General features: G+C 66.5%; 15 protein-coding genes and 1 pseudogene. 13 read left to right on the top strand and 3 right to left on the bottom strand.

Features of this window, described 5'->3' with window-relative positions:
* Positions 1-64 precede the first annotated feature (64 nt).
* Entirely contained in the window at positions 65-967 is a 903-nt protein-coding gene (locus tag G7007_RS12395; RefSeq protein WP_181102105.1) for a DMT family transporter, read from the bottom strand.
* Between the two features lie 439 nt (positions 968-1406).
* On the opposite strand from G7007_RS12395, the gene G7007_RS12390 reads away from it, so the two are divergent.
* The 4 genes from G7007_RS12390 (at position 1407) to G7007_RS12375 (ending at position 4942) form a co-directional block, all read left to right on the top strand.
* Positions 1407-2384: a GlxA family transcriptional regulator gene (locus tag G7007_RS12390; RefSeq protein WP_181102186.1), complete on the top strand. Its 978-nt coding sequence runs from the start codon at positions 1407-1409 to the stop codon at positions 2382-2384.
* Between the two features lie 238 nt (positions 2385-2622).
* Positions 2623-3171 carry a cysteine hydrolase family protein gene (locus G7007_RS12385; protein ID WP_181102103.1) on the top strand — a complete coding sequence of 183 codons (549 nt, stop codon included), beginning with the start codon at positions 2623-2625 and terminating at the stop codon, positions 3169-3171.
* 233 nt (positions 3172-3404) lie between these two features.
* Entirely contained in the window at positions 3405-4529 is a 1125-nt protein-coding gene (locus G7007_RS12380; RefSeq protein ID WP_181102101.1) for an alkene reductase, read from the top strand.
* A gap of 107 nt (positions 4530-4636) precedes the next feature.
* Positions 4637-4942: an ArsR/SmtB family transcription factor gene (locus G7007_RS12375; RefSeq protein ID WP_181102099.1), complete on the top strand. Its 306-nt coding sequence runs from the start codon at positions 4637-4639 to the stop codon at positions 4940-4942.
* An 8-nt stretch (positions 4943-4950) separates the two neighbouring features.
* Here the strand turns inward: G7007_RS12375 and G7007_RS12370 are convergent, their stop codons facing one another.
* Both G7007_RS12370 and G7007_RS12365 read right to left on the bottom strand, forming a co-directional pair.
* Positions 4951-5904 carry an aliphatic sulfonate ABC transporter substrate-binding protein gene (locus G7007_RS12370; protein ID WP_181102097.1) on the bottom strand — a complete coding sequence of 318 codons (954 nt, stop codon included), beginning with the start codon at positions 5902-5904 and terminating at the stop codon, positions 4951-4953.
* Between the two features lie 16 nt (positions 5905-5920).
* The gene (locus G7007_RS12365; RefSeq protein ID WP_181102095.1) at positions 5921-6886 is read right to left on the bottom strand and encodes an ABC transporter substrate-binding protein; all 966 of its coding nucleotides are present in this window, start codon (positions 6884-6886) and stop codon (positions 5921-5923) included.
* A gap of 180 nt (positions 6887-7066) precedes the next feature.
* Here G7007_RS12365 and G7007_RS12360 point away from each other — a divergent pair, with 180 nt between their 5' ends.
* From G7007_RS12360 to G7007_RS12320, 9 genes and pseudogenes are all read left to right on the top strand, one after another.
* Positions 7067-7954 carry a LysR family transcriptional regulator gene (locus G7007_RS12360; RefSeq protein WP_181102093.1) on the top strand — a complete coding sequence of 296 codons (888 nt, stop codon included), beginning with the start codon at positions 7067-7069 and terminating at the stop codon, positions 7952-7954.
* 201 nt (positions 7955-8155) lie between these two features.
* On the top strand, positions 8156-9289 hold the full coding sequence (locus tag G7007_RS12355; RefSeq protein WP_181102091.1) for an acyl-CoA dehydrogenase family protein: 1134 nt from the start codon (positions 8156-8158) through the stop codon (positions 9287-9289).
* Positions 9290-9420: 131 nt separating this feature from the next.
* Positions 9421-10215: a class II aldolase/adducin family protein gene (locus tag G7007_RS12350; protein WP_181102184.1), complete on the top strand. Its 795-nt coding sequence runs from the start codon at positions 9421-9423 to the stop codon at positions 10213-10215.
* Between the two features lie 260 nt (positions 10216-10475).
* On the top strand, positions 10476-12095 hold the full coding sequence (locus G7007_RS12345) for an ABC transporter substrate-binding protein (RefSeq protein WP_181102089.1): 1620 nt from the start codon (positions 10476-10478) through the stop codon (positions 12093-12095).
* Positions 12092-13042, top strand: a complete 951-nt coding sequence (locus G7007_RS12340; RefSeq protein WP_181102087.1) for an ABC transporter permease — start codon at positions 12092-12094, stop codon at positions 13040-13042. The genes G7007_RS12345 and G7007_RS12340 overlap by 4 nt, the downstream gene beginning before the upstream one ends.
* Before the next feature lies 1 nt (position 13043).
* Positions 13044-13958 carry an ABC transporter permease gene (locus G7007_RS12335; protein ID WP_181102085.1) on the top strand — a complete coding sequence of 305 codons (915 nt, stop codon included), beginning with the start codon at positions 13044-13046 and terminating at the stop codon, positions 13956-13958.
* A pseudogene (locus G7007_RS12330) lies at positions 13955-15565 on the top strand (dipeptide ABC transporter ATP-binding protein); the annotation flags it as partial. The gene G7007_RS12335 and the pseudogene G7007_RS12330, both read left to right, overlap by 4 nt.
* A 75-nt stretch (positions 15566-15640) precedes the next feature.
* The gene (locus G7007_RS12325; RefSeq protein WP_181102182.1) at positions 15641-16975 is read left to right on the top strand and encodes an LLM class flavin-dependent oxidoreductase; all 1335 of its coding nucleotides are present in this window, start codon (positions 15641-15643) and stop codon (positions 16973-16975) included.
* Between the two features lie 405 nt (positions 16976-17380).
* A complete protein-coding gene (locus tag G7007_RS12320) occupies positions 17381-19861 on the top strand; it encodes a TonB-dependent receptor plug domain-containing protein (protein ID WP_181102083.1) in 2481 nt (826 codons plus the stop codon).
* The last annotated feature ends 359 nt before the right edge of the window (positions 19862-20220 follow it).

The following is a 20220-nucleotide window of genomic DNA, read 5'->3' as shown; positions in this document are numbered from 1 at the left end:
GGTTCAATCGACGGATCCGGTCATCGAATGGGCTCAGACGGACATCGTCCGCCATCGCCGAACGTCAGTGGGCCGAGGTCTTGCGACGCCCGCCGAGCAGAGTGGCCAGCACCACCAGCGCCGCCCCTGCGCCCATCCGGAGCGAGGGTTGCTCGTCGAACAGCCACCACGCGCAGGCGATGGCATACACCGGCTCCAGGGCGATGATCATGCCCGCCGTGCGTGCCTGCAGCCCACCGAGGCTCCTGACGAACAGAAACTGTGACAGCCCGGTGCAGAACACCCCTAGCAACGCCAGCGCCACCCAGTCGTCGGTCCGCAGACCGGCACTGGCCAGATGACTGAAGGCGAACGGCACCATCAGCATTGCCACCACCACGTTCTGCCAGAACGCGACCTGCATGGCGTTCATGCCGGCCGTTCGACGCCGGTTGGCCACGGCCAGCAGCGCGAAGGACAAGCCTGAGGCCAGCCCCCAGAGCAGGCCGACCGTACCCTGGTCGTGCAGGTCGAACGACGGCACGACCAGGACCAGCCCTGCCGTCACCATCATCAGCAGCATGCTTTCGGTCTTGCCGATACGCTTACGGAAGATCAGCAGGTCCACCAGCGCGATGAACGCCGGAAAGCTGGCGAAACCCAGGGTGGCCATCGCCACACCGCCCACTTTCACGGCGATGAAGAAGGTCACCCAATGGGCGGCCAGCAAGGTCCCCGTCAGGCCGATCACAGGCACGGTACGCCAGCTCAAGGCGTCCAGTAGACGAGTGCCTTTCAGACCAGCGACAAAGCCTAGGGCGATGAAGGCGAACGCCGCGCGGCCGAAGGTAATCACGCTGGCATCGGCAAGGATCAGCGCGCCCAGGATACCCGTGAGGCCGAACAGCACGGCGGCGACGTGTGCGGCGAGCAAGGCGTTGCGATGACCGGTGGACGCACCGGTACTAGGGGCAGAAGTAACGATCATGGCAGTCAAGTCTTCAATGAGCGCGCGAACGCGGTCCGCGCGACAGAGCGCGGCGTTGGTGGAAAAGGATAATTATCGTTATGGGGGCTACCGGAGGACCGGTGCGAAGGGCGCCGCAGCGTTGGAATTGTGAGACGAGGCTGCTTACTCGAAGAACCGCGACCGTTCACCTGTGGCGCAAGGCGAACGGTCGCGTGAATTATCGAGGCCGGCCCATGCCGTCAACCGCTTGAAGACGACGCGGCGTTGTTCGAAAGGGACATCTTTCATGCGGTACAGCCGCGGACAGACGCTGTACACAGAAGAGGATCGCGTTGATCCACGAGCGTCCTGCCTCCAGCGCCAAGGGTGAGCCGAACACGAGAACGATGCGCGCTGGCTTGGATCCGGTGCTAAGGTGAGCACCGTCACGCCCGACCTGCTCAAGACTGACCGACAGATGCACAATACACCCGCCTTCGAAATCGGCCTCGTCCAGTATCCAGGGGCACAACAGGCAGCCACCCTCGGGCTCACCGACCTGTTCGGCGTGGCAAACAGCGTGGCTTCCCGTTTCTTGAAGTCACCGGAGCCTTCGTTGCGCATCTCCCATTGGCAACAAGCATCAGCGTCCAGCGCGCCTGAGCGGACGTTCGACACCCAGCCGCACGCCGGCTCGAGGCTGACCGTGCTGATTCTGCCGCCGACCCTGCAGGAACCGGATCCAACGCCGCCAAGCGCCTTGTTGACCTGGCTGATCGAGCAACATGCCCAAGGCGTGGTACTCGGCTCGGTGTGCGCAGGGGCGTTCATGCTCGCGGCCACGGGACTGCTGGACGGCCGCCCCATGACCACGCACTGGAGCTATGCGCAGCGGTTGCAGCAGCGTTTTCCGAATGTGCGGGTCGATGCCGACCGGCTCATCATCGACGACGGCGACCTCATGACTGCTGGCGGGCTGATGGCCTGGACCGATCTGGGACTGCGTCTGATCGACCGGCTGTTGGGGCCCTCCATCATGCTCGATACCGCCCGCACGCTGGTGGTCGATCCCCCTGGGCGCGAGCAACGCTATTACAGCGCCTTTTCTCCAGTCCTGACGCACGGAGACGCTGCCGTGCTGAGCGTGCAGCATTGGCTCCAGGCGACCCAGGCAAAAGACATGACGCTGGCCACCTTGGCCGTCCAGGCCAAACTCGAGCCACGGACCTTGCTGCGACGTTTCCAGAAAGCCACGGGCATGACGACCACCGAATACGGTCAACGGCTTCGCGTGGGGCGTGCACGCGAGATGCTGCAGTTCGAGACGGCCTCCATCGACAGGGTCGCCTGGGAGGTGGGGTACAGCGATGCAGGTGCGTTTCGCAAGGTGTTCACACGTATTGTCGGGTTGACACCGGGCGCCTACAAACGGCGTTTCAGCGCAGGCTTGCGATAAGCCCCGTCTCATACAAGACCCATGACATCGTCGATGTTCAAGAAAATGAGTGGCAAGCCGTAGGTGAGAGCAGCCTTGTCTGCGATGCAGGCGGTGACGGATCGGACACTTTCGCGGACACCCATGACGGCCGTTTTGCTTGTCGATATCAGCCCTCTGGTTGTCGTTCGCGCCCCTGTGCAGGTGCGCCAAGGGCGGCGATCCTGGGCGCCTCTCCCGCTGAAAGGAAACGAACGTCATGAAACCCATCGGCCTGATCGTCGTCGACTTGCAAAACGAATACTTGCCGAGCGGCAAACTCCCCCTGACAGGCATCGAAGCGGCGACTGCCCAGGCAGCGCGTGTGATAGCGGACGCTCGAGGCAAAGGAATGCCCGTGTTCCATGTGCGCCACGAATCTGCCCAAGGTGACGCCCCGATCTTCGTGCCCGGCACGGCCGGTGTCCGTATCCAGGAAACCGTGACCCCGTTGAAGGGTGAGGCGATGATCGTCAAGCACCATATCAATGCCTTTCGCGAAACGGACCTCAGGCAGCATCTGGACGCTCACCATATCCAAGAGCTGGTGGTGGTCGGCGCCATGAGCCATATGTGCATCGATGCCATCGTCAGGGCCGCCGCGGACATGGGGTATACCGTCACCATCCTCCACGACGCCTGCGCCACTCTGGATCTCACGTTCGATGGCGTCAACGTGCCGGCCTCGCACGTTCATGCGGCGATGATGGCGGCATTCGAGTTTGGCTATGGCACCGTTCGCTCGGTGGACGATTACCTGGCGAGCTGATGCACCGCGTGCTTCGCCTGCCTCGCGAATGCCTGCGAGGAAGGCGAGCTGGCCTCCCTCGCAGGCCAGCGACAGTGCCGCTCTCTCAACCTCCGTCGTATTGGATGGCACGCTTTGGCATATCACATCATATTGACATATTTCGATATACAGAATAGGCTGCGCACCTTTCATATGACGTTCCGCCAAGTCGTCAACTTAAACATCTAGAAATCTAGATATCTGGAATCACAATGAACGTTTCCCCTCTGTTCGAGCCCGTGCAACTGGGCACCCACACCCTGAAGAACCGCATCGTCCTGCCGCCGCTGACGCGCTCGCGCAGCTCGCAACCCGGCAACGTTCCCAACGACCTGATGGCCACCTATTACGCCCAGCGTACCGGCGCCGGCTTCATGGTCACCGAAGGCACGCAGATCGAGCCGCGTGGCCAGGGGTATGCCTGGACGCCGGGCATCCACAGCCAGCAACAGATCGAGGGATGGCGCACGGTCACCGACGCCGTGCATGCCCAGGGCGGTATCCTCTTCGCCCAGCTGTGGCACGTCGGCCGGGTCTCCCACACGTCGCTGCAACCGGGTGGCGAAGCGCCGGTGGCGCCGTCCGCCATCGCCGCGACGGCCGTGAAGGTGTTCGTCGAGACTGGCCCCGGCACCGGTGAACTGGCCGAGCCGTCCGTGCCACGGGCGCTGTCCACGGCCGAGGTCAAGGACATCGTGCAGCTGTATGCGCAGGCCGCCCGCAACGCGCTGGAGGCCGGCTTCGACGGCGTGGAGATCCACTGCGCCAATGGCTACCTGGTCAATCAGTTCATCTCGGCGCACAGCAACCGGCGCACCGACGAATATGGCGGGTCCTTGGACAATCGCCTGCGCTTTCTGCGGGAGGTGACCGAAGCGGTGGCTGATGTGGTCGGTCGTGATCGCGTCGGGGTGCGCTTCGCGCCGTTGTTCGCCTCCACTGACGAAGAGCGCGTCTACCTGGGACTGGTGGAAGACGATCCGCACGGGACGTACCTGGAAGCGGTCAAGGTGCTCGAGCGAATCGGCATCGCCTACCTGTCGTTGGCCGAAGCCGATTGGGACGATGCACCGGAGCTGCCGGACGATTTTCGTCGCGACGTGCGCCAGGCCTTCAGTGGCAAGATCCTGTACGCCGGTGGCTACACCGTCGAGCGTGGGCTGCGTGTGGTCGGCGCAGGCTGGGGTGACTTGATCGCCTTTGGCCGGCCCTTCATCGCCAACCCGGACCTGCCCGCGCGCATTGCCCACCAGTGGCCGCTCAACGCGCTGGATGCCAGCACGATGTACGGCGGCACCGAGGTGGGCTACACCGACTACCCCCGCTACCCAGGCTGACCGTGGATAGCCGCGCCGGGCCCTGCCGGGCGCGGCCGTGCCATCGAAGGCCGTGAGTGCGCTGTGGAAATGTCGTACTATCGCGAAAACCCGTTTTGGCCCTGATCATGAGCATCGACGTCAGCGAAGCGCTGAAAGCCCTCGACAACCCCACCCGCCTGACCATTCTCAACTGGCTCAAAGACCCTCGCACGCATTTCCCCGAGCAGGAGGTGGACCCGGAGCAGGTGGGTGTGTGCGTGAGCATCATCCAGAAGCGCGTGGGCTTGTCGCAGTCGACGGTCTCGCTCTACCTGACCTCGCTGCAACGCGCCCAGCTGGTGACCTCGCAACGGATCGGGCCCTGGACCTACTACAAGCGTCACGAAGCGAACATCGCCCGCCTTCTGGACCAGTTGCAGGCGATGATCTGACGAGCACCCTACTCTGCCGGCGTGTAGACGCTGACCGCTTTCGCATCCACCGCCTTGGGCAGTAACCGCGCCTTGAAGAACGCGTTGGCGATCCGCTGCTGCTCCGCCAGGTTCTCCACGCTCACCGGTTGCACGTCGTAGCTGCGCCGGGCGTTGGCCTGTTGCACCGTGGCGCTGTCCAGGTTCCCCCACAAGGGCCCGAGCACCCGCGCCGCCGCGGCAGGATTGGCCTTGGTCCAGCGCCCCACTTCACGCAATGCGTCATACACCTGCTGCACGACCTCGGGGTGCGCCTGGGCGTAATCGCTGCGGGCCAGGTAGTAGCGCTGGTAGCTGGCCAAGCCGCGACCGTCGGCCAGGATGCGCGCGTGCTGCTGGCGCTGGGCACTGGCCACGTAAGGGTCCCAGGTCACCCAGGCATCGACCTTGTGGTTCTCGAAGGCCGCGCGGCCATCGGCCGGGATCAGGTACGCCGGGATAATGTCCTTGAAGGTCAGGCCGGCCTTGGCCAGGGCCTGGATCAGCAGATAATGGCTGCCGGCCGCCTTGGTCACCGCCACGCGCTTGCCCTTGAGGTCGGCCAGGCTCTTGAGCGGCGAGTCAGCCGGCACCAGGATCGCCTGGGCCGTCGGCGAGGGCGTCTCCCGAGCGAAATAGGTCAGTTGCGCACCGGCGGCCTGGGTGAACACCGGCACGGTGTCGGCCACGTCCGCCGACAGGTCGACGTTGCCCAGGTTCAGCGCCTCCAGCAGCGGCAGCCCACTGGGAAACTCGTGCCAGGAGACGCGGACGCCCTCGGCGCTCAGGCGCTGTTCGAGGCTGCCGCGGGCCTTGAGCAGGGTCAGCAAGGTCGAGGACTTCTGGTAGCCGATGCGCACGGTCTGGTCGGCGTGGGCCAGGGCCGGCAGCACGGCGCTGACCAGCAGCGCCAGGCCGAGCCGACGCAAGGGGGAAAGGGTCATGGGAGGGTCTCCAGGTTCAGGGTTGCGTCGCCAGCTGCGGGTCGTTCGGCACCACGAAGCCTTGAGCGAACGTGGGCGTCACGTCGAGACGCGCGTTCATCAGGCGATGGGCATGGTAGAAATCGGCCGTGGCCTGTTGCTCGGCCACGGTCTTGGCGTCGATCGCCTGCCAGCGCAGGTGGCGCCGTTCGAACTGCAGACGCGCGGCGTCCTCGGGGAAGCCAATGATCGCGGCCAGAGTCTTGGAATAGCTGTCCAGGTGCTGGTTGGCCCAGACCTGTGCGCCTGCCAGGCGCGTGAGGTAGTCCTGCAGGGCAGCGCGACGCTCGGTATCGCCCAGGGCCTCATCGGTCGCGGCCAGGAAGCTGTTACCGCTGGACAGGCCGCGCCCGTTGACCAGCACCCTGCCCTGGCCACTCAGCTCGGCCAGGGCGGTGTACGGCTCCCAGGTCGCCCAGGCGTCCACCGAGCCGTTGGCCAGCGCGATCTTGGCATCCACCGGCCCCAGGAAGCGGAACGCCACGTCCTGCTCGTTCAACCCAGCCTGGTCCAGTGCCTTGAGCGCCAGGTGATGGCCGATCGAGCCACGGCCAGTGGCGATACGCTTGCCCTTGAGGTCCGCCGCGCTGTGCAGGGGCGCATCGGGGCGTACCAGCACGGCCGTGCCATAGGGGTCGGAGGTGTCCACGGCGATGGCCTTGACCGGCGCGCCTGAGGCCAGCACGAACAGCAGCGGCGCATCGCCGATGATGCCGGCGTCGATGGCGCCCGCGTTGAGCGCTTCGGCCAGGGGCGCGGCGGCGGGAAACTCGGCCCAGCGAATGTCGTACGGCAGGTCGCGCAAGGCGTCGGCCGCTTCCAGTTGGGCGCGCATGTTGCCCTTCTGGTCGCCGATGCGCAGGGTCAGGCGCTCGGCAGCAGCGGCCTGGCTGGCCAGCAGCACGGCCGCTGCCAGGGTGAGCAGCGTCGATCGGATGGACATGGCGTTCCTCGGTGTCTGGACAGGCTGCGTCATGCAGCCCTGGCCGAGTGACTCTAACGGGATCTATCTGATAAATTAAATTGATTTTAGGAATAACCTAATATGCGTTTTTATCCGATAGACTCCTGGCTGCGATGAGGCCCGTGCCTCGTGTCCCCGTCCGACCTGTGAGCACCGCTGATGAAAATCGATGATATGGACGCCTTCGTGGCGGTCATCCGTTGCCAGTCCACCAACCTGGCCGCCGAAGCCCTGCAACTGACGCAACCGGCCATCACCCGGCGGGTGCAGAACTTCGAGCAGGACCTGGGCACCACCCTGCTCGACCGCCACACCAAACCGCTCAAACCCACCCCCATGGGGCTGCGGGTGTACGAGCAATGCAAGGCCATCCTGCGCGAGATCGACGCGCTGCGCGAGCTGGTGGCCCACGAAGGCGCGCCGTCGGGCACCCTGCGCCTGGGCGTGCCCCAGACCTTGGGCGACGTGGTGCTGCTCGATGCCCTGGCGCAGATCCGCGAGGCCTACCCGCCCCTGCGGACCCAGGTCAGCAGTGGCTGGGGCAGCAGCCTCATCACGCGCATGGAAAACGGCGAACTGGATGCCGCCGCGGCCCTGTTCCCGGCGGGCAAGATCTTCCCCGAGGGCATCGCCAGCCAGTCGCTGGGGCGGATGCCGCTGAAGGTGGTGGCTGCCAAAGGCAGCGCCAAGCGTACCCAGACGCTCAAGGACTGCTACGTCCGCGGCTGGGTGCTCAACCCCGATGGATGCGGCTTCCGGGCCGGTTTGCAACGGGCGTTGAGCGAGCAAGGGCTACGCCTGTCGATCAACCTGGAGACCTTCGGCACCGAGCTGCAGCTCGGGTTGGTGGCCAATGGACAAGGGTTGGGGCTGGTGCCTGAACCTTTGCTTCAGGCCAGCCGCCACCGCGAGGCGCTGGACGTGCTCAATGTCAGCGACTTCAAGCCACAGGTGGACCTGTGGCTGTTCCATCCGCGCTACCTCGGCAACCTGCAGGAGCCCGTGGAGCTGTTCGGCAAGATCGCCGGGCACAAGCTGGCGGGATGAGCCGCCGATCGCCAGTCGCGCCGTCCGGCAAACGGGGTACGGCACGTTTCGAAGCGCTGAACGTTAGATGCGGATTACGCATAACCACTGAATTTTTAAATTCCCAAAACAAATAATTAGCATAGAACTAAAAAGACTTTTACAGGCTTCATCCATACGAATACGGTCTTAGCAAGACACCGTCATTCAGGGATGAAACCCATGAGCCACCCCGCCGACAGCACCCTTGCCGAGCTGACGCAGGCCCTTGCCGCCAATGCCGAACGTTACGATCGCACGGCGTGCTTCCCGCAGGACAACATCGACCTGTTGCATCAGCACGGTCTGCTCGCGTTCACCGTGCCCCGCGCGCTGGGCGGGAGCGGCGCAGACCTCGCCAGTGCTCGGCGGGTAATCGGTGCGATCGCCAAGGGCGATCCGGCTACGGCCCTGATCGTGGTGATGCAGTACCTGCAACACGTTCGCCTGCTGGATGAAGCGCGCTGGCCCGAGCACCTGCGTCACCGCGTGGCCCGCGACGCCGTGCAGCACGGCGCCCTGATCAATGCCCTGCGCGTCGAACCCGACCTGGGTACGCCAACGCGGGGTGGTCTGCCTGCCACGGTGGCACGGCGCACGGCCGAGGGCTGGCGCCTGGACGGTCGCAAGCTCTACTCCACTGGCAGCCATGGCCTGACGTGGTTGCTGGTCTGGGCCCGCAGCGACGACGCCGATCCATTGGTCGGCGGCTTTCTGGTGCACCGCGACACCCCCGGCATCACCATTGTCGAGGACTGGGACCACCTGGGCATGCGCGCCACCTGCAGCCACGACGTGCGCTTCGACGACGTGCTGATTCCGCTCGAGCACGCCGTGACCGTCAGCCCTGCCAGTGCGCCACGAGCCGAACTCGACGCCGAAGGCCTGGTGTGGATGGCCGTGTTGCTGCCGACGGTGTACGACGGCGTGGCCCGTGCTGCCCGCGACTGGCTGGTGCATTTTCTCAAGAGCCGCGCGCCGTCCAACCTGGGCGCACCGCTGGCGAGCCTGCCGCGGTTTCAAGCGGTGCTCGGCCGCATCGATACCTTGCTGTTCGCCAACCAGACCTTGCTCGATGCCGCCGCCTCCGGGCAGGTCGCGTCGCCCCACGCTGGGCAGCTCAAGCACCTGGTCAGCGCCCATGCCATCCAGGCCGTGGAACTGGCCGTCGAAGCGGCGGGCAACCCTGGGCTGTCCCGGCGCAATCCCCTGGAGCGGCATTACCGCGACGTGCTGTGCAGCCGCATCCATACGCCGCAGGACGATGTGGTGTTCGCTCACGTGGGGCAGGCGGCCTTCAAGGAGGCAGGTGCATGAACGCCACACTCGACGCAGGTGCCAAGGCGCAAGCCGCAGGCCTTTCTTCTTTTCATTTCCAGGCTGCAAGGACGCCGTCGACCCTGCCGGTCGATCACCTGCGCAGCCACCGATCCCTGGAGCGTATCCCCATGAGTTCATTGTCTGCCGTCACTGCCGAGTCCCCCAGCGTTCGCGACCGGGTCAGTCCTGAGGAATGGGCGGTGCGGGTCAAGCTGGCGGCTGCCTATCGCCTGGCCGCGCTGTTTCGCTGGACCGACCACATCTACACGCACTTTTCGGCCCGAGTGCCGGGGCCGCACGAGCACTTTCTGATCAACGCCTTCGGCCTGCTGTTCGACGAGATCACCGCGTCGAACCTGGTCAAGGTCGACGTCGATGGCACGATCATCGACGACCCACTGGGGCTGGGCATCAACCAGGCCGGCTACGTGATCCACAGTGCCATCCACCGCGCCCGCCCGGACCTCGAAGCCGTGCTGCACACCCACACCCGCGATGGTGCGGCCGTTTCTGCCCAGCGCCAGGGGCTGCTGCCGATCTCCCAGCATGCCCTGGCCTACTACAGTCGAGTGGCCTACCACGACTACGAAGGCGTCGCCCTGGACCTGGACGAGCAGCAGCGGCTGGTCGCCAACCTGGGCCAGCGCAACCTGCTGATTCTGCGCAACCACGGGCTACTCGCCGGCGGCATCAGCGTGGAGCATGCCTTTCGTGAACTGCACGGCCTGGAACGAGCCTGCAACATCCAGATCGCGGCCCAGGCCGGCGGCACCGATCAACTGCTGCACGCCTCGCCCGCCGCCATCGCCAAGGTGCATGAACAGTCGAAGCGGTTTTCCGATGGCAAGGGGGAAGGCATCCAGCGGCACTGGGCGGCGCTGATCCGCCAGCTGGACCGCGAAGGGCGTGATTACCAGGGCTGACGTCACCAAAGCCGCCTGGGCGATCGCTTCGCGGGCAAGCCCGCTCCCACACCAGAGCGGCGGCGTTTTCTGGCCCATCGGCCGTGGGGTCAACTTGTGGGGGGGCTTGCCCGCGATGGGCTGCCATGCAGCCCTCGAAAAGACGCTGCCCGCCGAGCTGAAGCACAAAGAACCGTTGCATCCCCGCCACCCCAAGACGGACTTACCGATGAAGCGATCGGTGCCAGCACTCACGCTCATTGCTCTGGAAGGATACTGACATGCCCACACTGCACCGCCTGTTCGCGCTCGGGGCCCTGGCCTGGGCGCTGACCGCCTGCTCGCCGGCCGACGACCACGCGGCCAGCAACACGCTCAACATCGCCTTCTGGGGTGACAACACCACCCTGGTCAGCCTCGACCCGTTCCAGGTGTACTGGCTCGAGCACCGCGTGCTGTTGCGCAACGTCGCCGAGTCCCTCACCGACCAGGATCCGCAGACCGGGCGCATCATCCCCTGGCTGGCAGCGCGCTGGGAGGTCAGCGACGATGGCTTGCGCTACACCTTCCACCTGCGCCAGGACGTCACCTTCAGCAATGGCGAACGCTTCGATGCCCAGGCCGTGAAGACCGCCTTCGACAGCAACAAGGCCTTCGCCACCCAGCTGCCCGCGACCTTCGGCGCGACCTACCTGGCCGGCTACGACCATGCCGACGTGGTCGATGCGTTCACCGTGCGCCTGGTCCTGGCCACGCCCAATGCCGGCTTCCTGCAGGCCACCTCCACCACCAACCTGGCGATCCTCGCCCCGGCCAGCTACGCATTGACGGCCCAGGAGCGATCGTTGGGCCGGATCATCGGCACCGGGCCGTTCGTCCTCGAGCACTACACCCCGGAAGTCGGTGCGCGCCTGGTCAGGCGTGACGACTACGCCTGGCCGTCGGCCAACGTGCACAACCGTGGCGCGGCGCACCTGGATGCCGTGGAGATCCGCTACATCCCCGAGGAAAGCGTGCGCAATGGTCTGTTCCTGCAAGGCAAGGCCGACATCCTCTGGCCGCGCAATCCGTTCTCGGAGGTCGATGTGCAGCTCCTGCAATCCAAGGGTGCGACGCTGCAGAGCCGTTCGCTGCCCGGCCCGGCCCTGAACCTCTACCCCAACACCCGTGGCCAGCGTCTGTTGGCCGACCGTCAGGTACGCCTGGCGCTGCAAAAGGCCATCGACCGCACGAGCTATGCGCACACCGTGTTCAATGACCAGTTCCCGGTGGTCAGCGGCGTGTACGACACCACCACGCCCTACTTCAAGCCGCAGCGCGACAGATTGGCCTACGACCCCCGGGGTGCCGAGCAGCTGCTCGAGGCGGCCGGCTGGCACAAGGGCGAAGACGGCTATCGGCACAAGAACGGCCAGCGTCTGACCCTGCGTTACAACCTGACCCCGGCCGAAAGCGCCGGCGACGTGCTGGTGCAGGACCAACTGCGCCAGGTCGGCATCGACCTCAAACTCAACGTGCTGACCCGTGCCGAATGGGTGGCCGGCAATGCCTCGGGCAACTATGACCTGACCTCCACCTACATGACCCGCGCCGACCCGATCATCCTGCAGACCATCCTCGACCCGCGCGCGGCCAACAGCGCCACGCTGGCCACCAATGCCTACACCCCTGATGTGCTGCCCAAGGCTCAGGCGCTGTTCGACGACGGCCTGACCGCCACCGCCGACCCCCAGCGAGCCCAGGCCTACAGCCAGTTGCAGGACCTGCTGATCGACGAGGCCTCTGCCTTCCCGCTGTACGAGCGGGTCTGGCAGGCCGCCACCGCGCCACGGGTCAAGGACTTCCGCTGGACGGCCGAAGGCTTCGCCCTGCTCGGCGACATCCAGGTCGAGCAGCCATGAAGCGCTATTTGGCCGGTCGCGTCGGTCAGGCCCTGCTGGTGCTGTGGGGGGCCTACACCATCACCTACTTCATCCTTTACCTGCTGCCCGGCGACACCCTGGCGATCATGCTCAGTGCCTCGGGCCTGGAAGCCGACGGCCTGTCGCCCGAAGACCTGGCCAAGGCACGGGCCTACTACGGGCTGGACAAAGGGCTGTTCGAGCAGTACGCCGACCTGCTCTGGCGAGCCTTGCACGGTGACCTGGGGCAATCGCTGTCGCTGGGGCGACCGGTCACCGCGCTGTTGGCCGAGCGCCTGCCGCAGACCCTGGCCCTGGCGGGTGCCGCCATCGTCCTGTCCTTGCTGGCCGGGGTCGGCCTGGCCTGCCTGATCGCCTACGTGCAGTGGCGGCCCTTGAAGGTCGCCCTGACGCGCCTGCCGGCCCTGGGGTTTTCCGTGCCGGTGTTCTGGGTCGGGTTGCTGTTGATCCAGGTCTTCGCCTTCGCCTTGGGCTGGTTCCCGGCCACCGGCAGCCAGGGCCTCGACAACCTGGTGCTGCCCGCAATCACCCTCGCGATTCCGAGTGCCGCGCTGTACGCCCAGGTGCTGCAACGGGGTTTCCAGGACGTCTGGCAGGCGCCCTACATCACCACCGCCTTCGCCAAGGGCCTGAGCCGGGCCCAGGTGCAGGCGCGCCACGGCCTGCGCAATGCTGCCCTGCCGCTGTTGACCCTGATCGGCTTGCAGGTGGGCAACACGGTATCCGGCGCCGTGCTGGTCGAGACCATCTACTCACGCAACGGCGTCGGCCGTCTGGCCCAGGAGGCCGTGCTGCGCCAGGACATTCCCGTGGTGCTGGCGATCGTCGCGGTCGCCGCCGCCGCCTTCGTGGCGGTGAACCTGCTGGTCGACCTGCTCTACCCCCGCCTCGACCCCCGCATCACCCACATGACCAAGGTGACCTGAGATGATCGTCGATATGCCATTGCCTACCCTCAGTGCCTCGGCCACCTATGACCCGGCGCGCGCCGCCACGGGCTGGACGCCGCGCTCGCGTCGGCAACGCTGGCAGCAACGGCTGGTTCCGTTGCTACGCCGGCCGGGTTTCAGCCTGGCGCTGCTGATCCTGGCGTTCGCCCTGCTCGCGGCGCTGGCGCCGTCGCTGCTGACCGGCTTCGACCCCTATGCCACCTCGCCGGCCGACAAGCTGAGCGCGCCGAGCCTGGCCCACTGGTTCGGCACCGACGAACTGGGCCGTGACCTGTACACCCGCGTGGTCTACGGCGCGCGCCTGTCGATGCTGGCCGCGCTGCTGGCCGTGGCCATCGCCCTGGCCGGCGGCCTGAGCCTGGGGGTGCTGGCCGGCTTTGCCGGTGGCCGAGTGGACGCGCTGCTGATGCGCCTGGTCGACGTGCTGCTGGCCCTGCCCGGCCTGCTGCTGGCCCTGGCCATCGTCACCGCGATCGGCTTTGGCACGGGGCCGGTGGCGGTCGCCGTGGGGATAGGCCTGATCCCAGGCTTTGCCCGCACCACCCGCGCCGAGGTGCTGCGCGTCAAGACCCTGCCTTACGTCGAGGCCGCACGCTTGGGCGGCGCCAGCTGGACGCGCACGCTGCTGCGCCACGTCCTGCCCAACGCCTGGGGGCCGGTGGCCGTGCTCGCCACCCTGGATGTCGGCGCGGCCATCCTCGCTGCCGCCGGGCTGAGCTTCCTGGGCTTCGGCGCCGCACCCCCTGCGGCGGAATGGGGCACGCTGATCGCCAACGGCCGTCATTTCCTGATCACGGCCCCGTGGGTCTCCCTGTTGCCGGGGCTGTTCCTGGTGGCCGTGGTGTTCAGCCTCAATCACCTGGCGCGCAGCGCCGAGGAGCCTGCTCGATGACCCCTTCCCCTGTGATCGACGTGCGCGACCTGAGCATCAGCTACACCGCCGCCGGGGCACGCACTCAAGCCGTGCGCGGGTTGTCGTTCAGCCTGGCGCGGGGTGAGACCCTGGCCATCGTCGGCGAGTCCGGCTCGGGCAAATCGACCTTGGCGCACGCCCTGCTCGGGCTGTTGCCGGACGCTGCCCGCATCGACCACGGTGAGCTGTGGGTCGAAGGGACCGACATGGCTCAGGCCACCGAACGGTCACGCCGCCAGGTGCGCGGACGGACCCTGGGCCTGGTACCGCAGGATCCGATGGTCAGCCTCAACCCGACGCTGCGTATCGGTCAGCAGATCGCCGAGGCCCTGGTGCTGGCCCGCGGCCGACGCTTCGCCGGGCTCCAGGTCGAGGTGCAGGGGTTGCTGGCCCAGGTCGGTCTCGACGACCCGGCACTGCGTGCACGCCAGTACCCCCATGAGCTGTCCGGCGGCATGCGCCAACGCGTGCTGATCGCCATCGCCTTGGCGGGCGAGCCCAAGGTGCTGATCGCCGACGAGCCCACCAGCGCGCTGGACGTGACCGTACAGCGGCGCGTCCTCGATCACCTGCAAGCGCTGGTGGCCGAGCGCGGCCTCTCGCTGCTGATCATCACCCATGACCTGGGCATGGCCTGCGACCGCGCTGACCGCCTGCTGGTGATGAGGCATGGCCAACTGATCGAACAGGCCACGCCGCGGCAGATCCTCTGGGGCAGCCGGCAGCCTTACACACGCGACCTGCTCGCGGCAGCCCCGGCTTTCGTGCCGCGCCGCCGGCCAGGCGCGCCGACTGGCCAGGCAGCACCGCTACTGCATCTGCAGGCGGTCGGCAAGCGCTTCGCCGTGCCAGGCCGGGCCGAGCCCTTCACGGCCCTGCATGACCTGAGTCTGGTGGTGCACGCCGGGCAGACCGTGGCCCTCGTCGGTGAATCGGGGTCAGGCAAGAGCACGGCGCTGCGTCTGGCCCTGGGCCTGGAGACGCCCAGCCAGGGCCAGGTGACGTTTGCCGGCGTCGATGTCGGCACCCGCAGCTGGCGACAGTTGCAGCCCCTGCGCCGGCGCATCCAGCTGGTCCAGCAGAACCCGTTCGCCGCGCTCGATCCGCGCTTCACCGTATTCGACAGCATCGTCGAGCCGCTGGTCGCGTTCGGCCTGCTCAAGGGCCAGGCCCTGGTGCATCGGGCCCAGACACTGATTACCCAGGTGCAACTGCCCGTGCACCTGCTCGACCGACTGCCGCACGAGTTGTCGGGCGGCCAGCGTCAGCGGGTGGCGATCGCCCGGGCCCTGGCATTGGAGCCCGATGTATTGCTGCTCGACGAGCCGGTCAGTGCCCTGGACGTGTCGGTGCAGGCGCAGATCCTCGCCTTGCTGGAAACCCTGCAACACACCCTGGGCATGGCGTACGTGCTGGTCTCCCACGACCTGGCGGTGGTGGCGAGCATGGCCGACCAGATGGTGGTGCTGCGCCGTGGCCAGGTGGTCGAGCAAGGGCCGGCGCTGCAGGTGCTCAGTCAGCCGAACAGCACCTACACGCGCGAACTGATCGCGGCGATACCCGGGCATTCACGGCGCGTGCTGCCGTGGCGATTTGACGAAAGACGCGCGGCCCTTCACGGCGGCGCACACCGACACGCTCATCATCAGGAGAGACCGAGCATGAGTAAACGACAGATCCACCTGGGCGCGATGATCCATGGAGTCGGCCACGGCTGGGGCGAATGGCGTCACCCAGAGGCGCTGGCCGATGCCAGTGTGAACTTCGGCTTCTACAAGCAGCAGGCACTGTTGGCCGAAGGGGCCAAGTTCGACTTCGCCTTCATCGCCGACAGCCTGCACATCCATGCGCGTTCCAGCCCGCACTACCTCAATCGCTTCGAGCCGTTGACGATCCTGTCGGCGCTGGCGGCGGTCACGTCTCACATCGGCCTGGTGGCGACGGTCACGGTCAGCTACAGCGAGCCCTTCCAGGTCGCCCGCCAGTTCGCCTCGCTGGACCTGATCAGCGGCGGCCGTGCCGGCTGGAACGTGGTCACCTCCTGGCTCTCGGGCACGGCCGACAACTTCGGCAAGGCCGAGCACCCGCCCCATGCCGTGCGCTATCGCATCGCCCGCGAGCATGTCGAGGTGGTCCAGGGCCTGTGGGATTCGTGGGAGGACGACGCCTTCACCCGCGACAAGCAGACCGGCGAGTTCTTCGACCCGGCCAAGCTGCACACCCTGGGCCACCAGGGCGAGTTCTTCAAGGTCAAGGGGCCGCTGAACATCCAGCGCTCGCCCCAGGGTCAGCCGCTGATCTTCCAGGCCGGCGTGTCGGAGGACGGGCGTACCTTCGCGGCCCAGAACGCTGACGCGATCTTCGTCAACCCGGAGTCGTTCAGCGATGCCCGTGCCTACTACCGCGACCTGAAACAGCGCGCCGCCGCCCATGGCCGGGACCCGGACCAGCTGTTCATCCTGCCGGGCATCCGTCCCATCGTCGGCCGGGACGAGGCCGAGGTCGAGCGCCGCTATCAACAGGCGGTCGAGCTGGTGAGCATCGAGGATGCCCTGGTCGCCCTGGGCCGACCTTTCAATGACTACGACTTCAGCCAGCACGACCTGGATGCCCCGTTCCCCGACCTGGGCACGCTGGGCGACAACAGCCACAAGGGGACGTCCGATCAGCTCAAGCAACTGGCCCGCGACGAAGGCCTGAGCCTGCGCGAACTGGCGCTGCGCTTCTCGCGCCCGCGCCGGGACTTCACCGGCACGCCCGAGCAGGTCGCCAATGCGCTGCAGGACTGGTTCGAGGACGGGGCCGCCGATGGCTTCATCATCAACTCGCTGCTGCCCGATGGGCTGCAGTACTTCACGGAGCTGGTGGTCCCCTTGCTGCAGGCGCGCGGCTTGATGCGCAGCGAGTACACCGGCCAGACCCTGCGCGACAGCTTCGGCCTGAGCGTGCCGACCAACCGCAACACACTGCGGCGCGAGCAGGCGGCGGTGGCCTGACGCCCTTCGCATTGGAGCGCCTGCACGGGCGCTATCGCGGGCAAGCCCCCACAGGGGGCCATGCCGTCTGCACCACCGGGGTGAGGTATGGATTAGCTCTCCCACAGCAGGCCATGCCCGTCTGCAAGAGCGAGGTAAGGCATGGGCTGAAGCGGGAAGAGGTTCCTGTCCTTTCTGAAGGATTGGTTTCGATGCTGCGCCCGCACAGGCAGCCTCGGCACCTGTGCGGGTTTGCCCGCGATGGGCTGCATCGCAGCCCTTGAACGACGACCCGGCGTACTGGGCGGACAGGGGTGCCCAGGCAAAGCGAATGATGCCTGGGCCATCTTCGACACTTTTTCGAACCCCCACCACGTGGCCTACCCGGCCAGGTGCCCCTACGCGCACGTACGCTTCGAGGACATGATGTCTAGAATCCCTTTCATCGCCCTGCCCCTGGCCTGCCTGTTGCCCCCCATGGCCAACGCGGCGCCCTTACCTGCAGAACCGCGCCTGGAAACGATCACGGTGACCTCCAGCAGCACCGGTGCACGGGCCAGCCAACGCACGGTGGTCGACAGCCCGACCCCGATCGACGTGATCAGCAACGAGCAACTGCTGCGCGCCGGCCGTGCCGAATTGTCCGAGGCCATCGCCAAGCTGCTGCCGTCGTTCAACTTCGGCACCAACATCGCCGGTTTCCAGTCCGGCGTGCGGCCGCTGAGCAATCGCAGCCTGGGGCCGGCCTACACCCTGGTGCTGGTCAACGGCAAGCGTCGCCACAACAGCGCCCTGCCGGCCAGCGGCTCCACCGACAACAGCGGCGCCAACGCGGTCGACATCGACATGATTCCGGTCAGTGCGGTCTCGCACATCGAGGTGCTCAAGGACAGCGCCGCTGCGCAGTACGGTGCCGATGCCGTGGCCGGGGTGATCAACGTCATCCTCAAGGACGCTGACACCGGCGGCCATTACGAAAGCAGCTATGGCCAGCTCTACAGCGGCCAGGGCGAGACCCTGAAACTGGCCGGTGACCAGGGCTTCGCCCTCGGCGACGGCGGCTTCCTGCACCTCTCGGGCGAGGCGCGCAAGCGTGGCGCCGCGAACTGGATCGACAAGGCCGACCCCGGCTATCGCGCCTACTTCGAAGACGATCGCCAGGCCGCCTGGGACCACCGTGCAGTCAAGAACGGCGACCCGGACCTGCGAGCGTTCAACCTGGGCTACAACGCCGAACTGCCGCTGAGCGACGACCTGAGTCTGTACTCGTTCGCCACCTATGCCGAGCGAAAGCTCGAGGCCTACAACAACTACCGCCTGCCCAACAGCAACGCCTCGATCCCCGAGGTGTTCCCCGACGGCTACTATCCGCTCAACAACCTCAAGGACACCGATTACCAATGGCTGCTCGGGGCCCGGGGGGCGGCCGATCGCTGGGACTGGGACCTGTCCACCAGCTACGGACGCAACAAGAACCAGCAGTCCAGTGACCTGACCCTCAACCCCACCTACGGGCCGGCATCGCCGACCTCGTTCGACGACCTGGCCACCTTGCAATTCGACCAGTGGGTGAACAACCTCGACCTGCGCCGCACCTTCGACGGTCTGTTCGGCCTGGCGGTGCCGACCCATGTCTCGGCGGGCCTGGAGCACCGCTGGGAGCGTTTTCGCACCTTTGCCGGTGACCCCATCGCCTATGGCATCGGCCCCTACACCTACCCGGCGACGCTGGCCGATGGCCGTCCCAACCCGTTATACGCCTTGGCCAACGGCCAGACCGCAGTCGGTGCCCAGGCAGCCTTGACGATCCGCCCCGAAGACGAAGCCGATGTGCAGCGCAACGTCTACGCCGCGTATGTCGGGTTGGGCCTGGACCTGACGCCACGCTGGTACCTGGGCGGTGCCGCGCGATTGGAGCATTACGGCGACGACACCGGGCGCGCCGCCAGCTTCAAGCTCAACTCACGCTATGCCTTGACCGACACCGTCGCCGTGCGCGGCACGCTGGGCAGCGGCCTGCGCGCGCCGTCGCTGACCCAGACCGGTTATACCGTCAGCGACAACCGCACCGCGCTGGACGCCAACGGCAACGTGGTGCCGGCCCTGCGCCGCACCGTGGCCCCGGGCAGCGCCGCCGCGCAGGCGTTCGGCGGCGATACCCTGGACCCGGAGAAATCGCGCAATGCCGGCCTGGGCCTGACCTGGCAGCCGGCCCGGCGCACCAGCGTGACCCTCGACGCCTATGTGATCGACATCGATGATCGTATCCTGCTGACCGAGAACCTCTATGACCGACGCGGGGGCAGCGGCGCGGTGGGCGATGTGCTCGCTGGGTTGGGGCTGGCCCGCGCGACCTGGATCAACTACTACACCAATGCCTTCGACACGCGCACCCGCGGACTCGACCTGGTAGGCGACCACACCAGCACGTTCGGTGCGTTCGGCGAGGTGCGCTGGATACTGGGCTTCAACTGGAACAAGACCACCGTGCGTGGCACACGCAGCACGCCCCAGGGGTTGGCCGATGCCGGTCTGCAGGTGGTGGGCCATGGTCGAGAGGGCGACCTGGTGGCAGCCCTGCCCCAGACCAAATGGGTGCTGGGCGGGCAATGGACGCTCGGCAACTTCACGGGCACCTTGCAGGCGACCCGCTACGGCAAGGTCGAGACCTGGCAGCAGAACCCGGCCCAGGACCGCCGCTTCGGCGCCAAGTGGATCACCGATCTGGACCTGTCCTATCTGCTGTTCGACAGCCTGACCGTGAGTCTGGGGGGGACCAACCTGTTCGACGTGCGCCCGGACAAGCACGGCGTGTACAACCCCAACGGCAACCAGGCAGCCTATGGCAACTCGCCGCTTCATCCAGGAGGTGGGTATTGGTACACGAAACTGGCGTATGACTTCTGAACGGTGTGAGTCACTGGGCTGAAGGAGGCGGTCTCATGGGCTGATAGGTAGGCTTGCCCGCGATGCAGACGGCGCCTGACAGGGCCCTATCGCTGGCAAGCCAGCTCCCACACTCAGATCTCTGCAGCCTGTCGGTGTATGCATGGCTGCGCAAGCAGTCTGTGGGAGGCTTGCCCGCGATGCAGACGGCGCCTGACAGGGCCCTATCGCTGGCAAGCCAGCTCCCACACTCAGATCTCTGCAGCCTGCCGGTGTATGCATGGCTGCGCAAGCAGTCTGTGGGAGCGGGCTTGCCCGCGATGGCGTCCGATCCGGCACCGCGTGCATCGCGGGCAATCGCGCCTACGACAGGTTGCGCC

It is taken from the genome of Pseudomonas entomophila, assembly GCF_013523125.1.
Taxonomy (GTDB): domain Bacteria; phylum Pseudomonadota; class Gammaproteobacteria; order Pseudomonadales; family Pseudomonadaceae; genus Aquipseudomonas; species Aquipseudomonas entomophila_B.
Note: the sequence above shows the minus strand (reverse complement) of the source record. Positions and strands in the feature narration are given on the sequence as shown.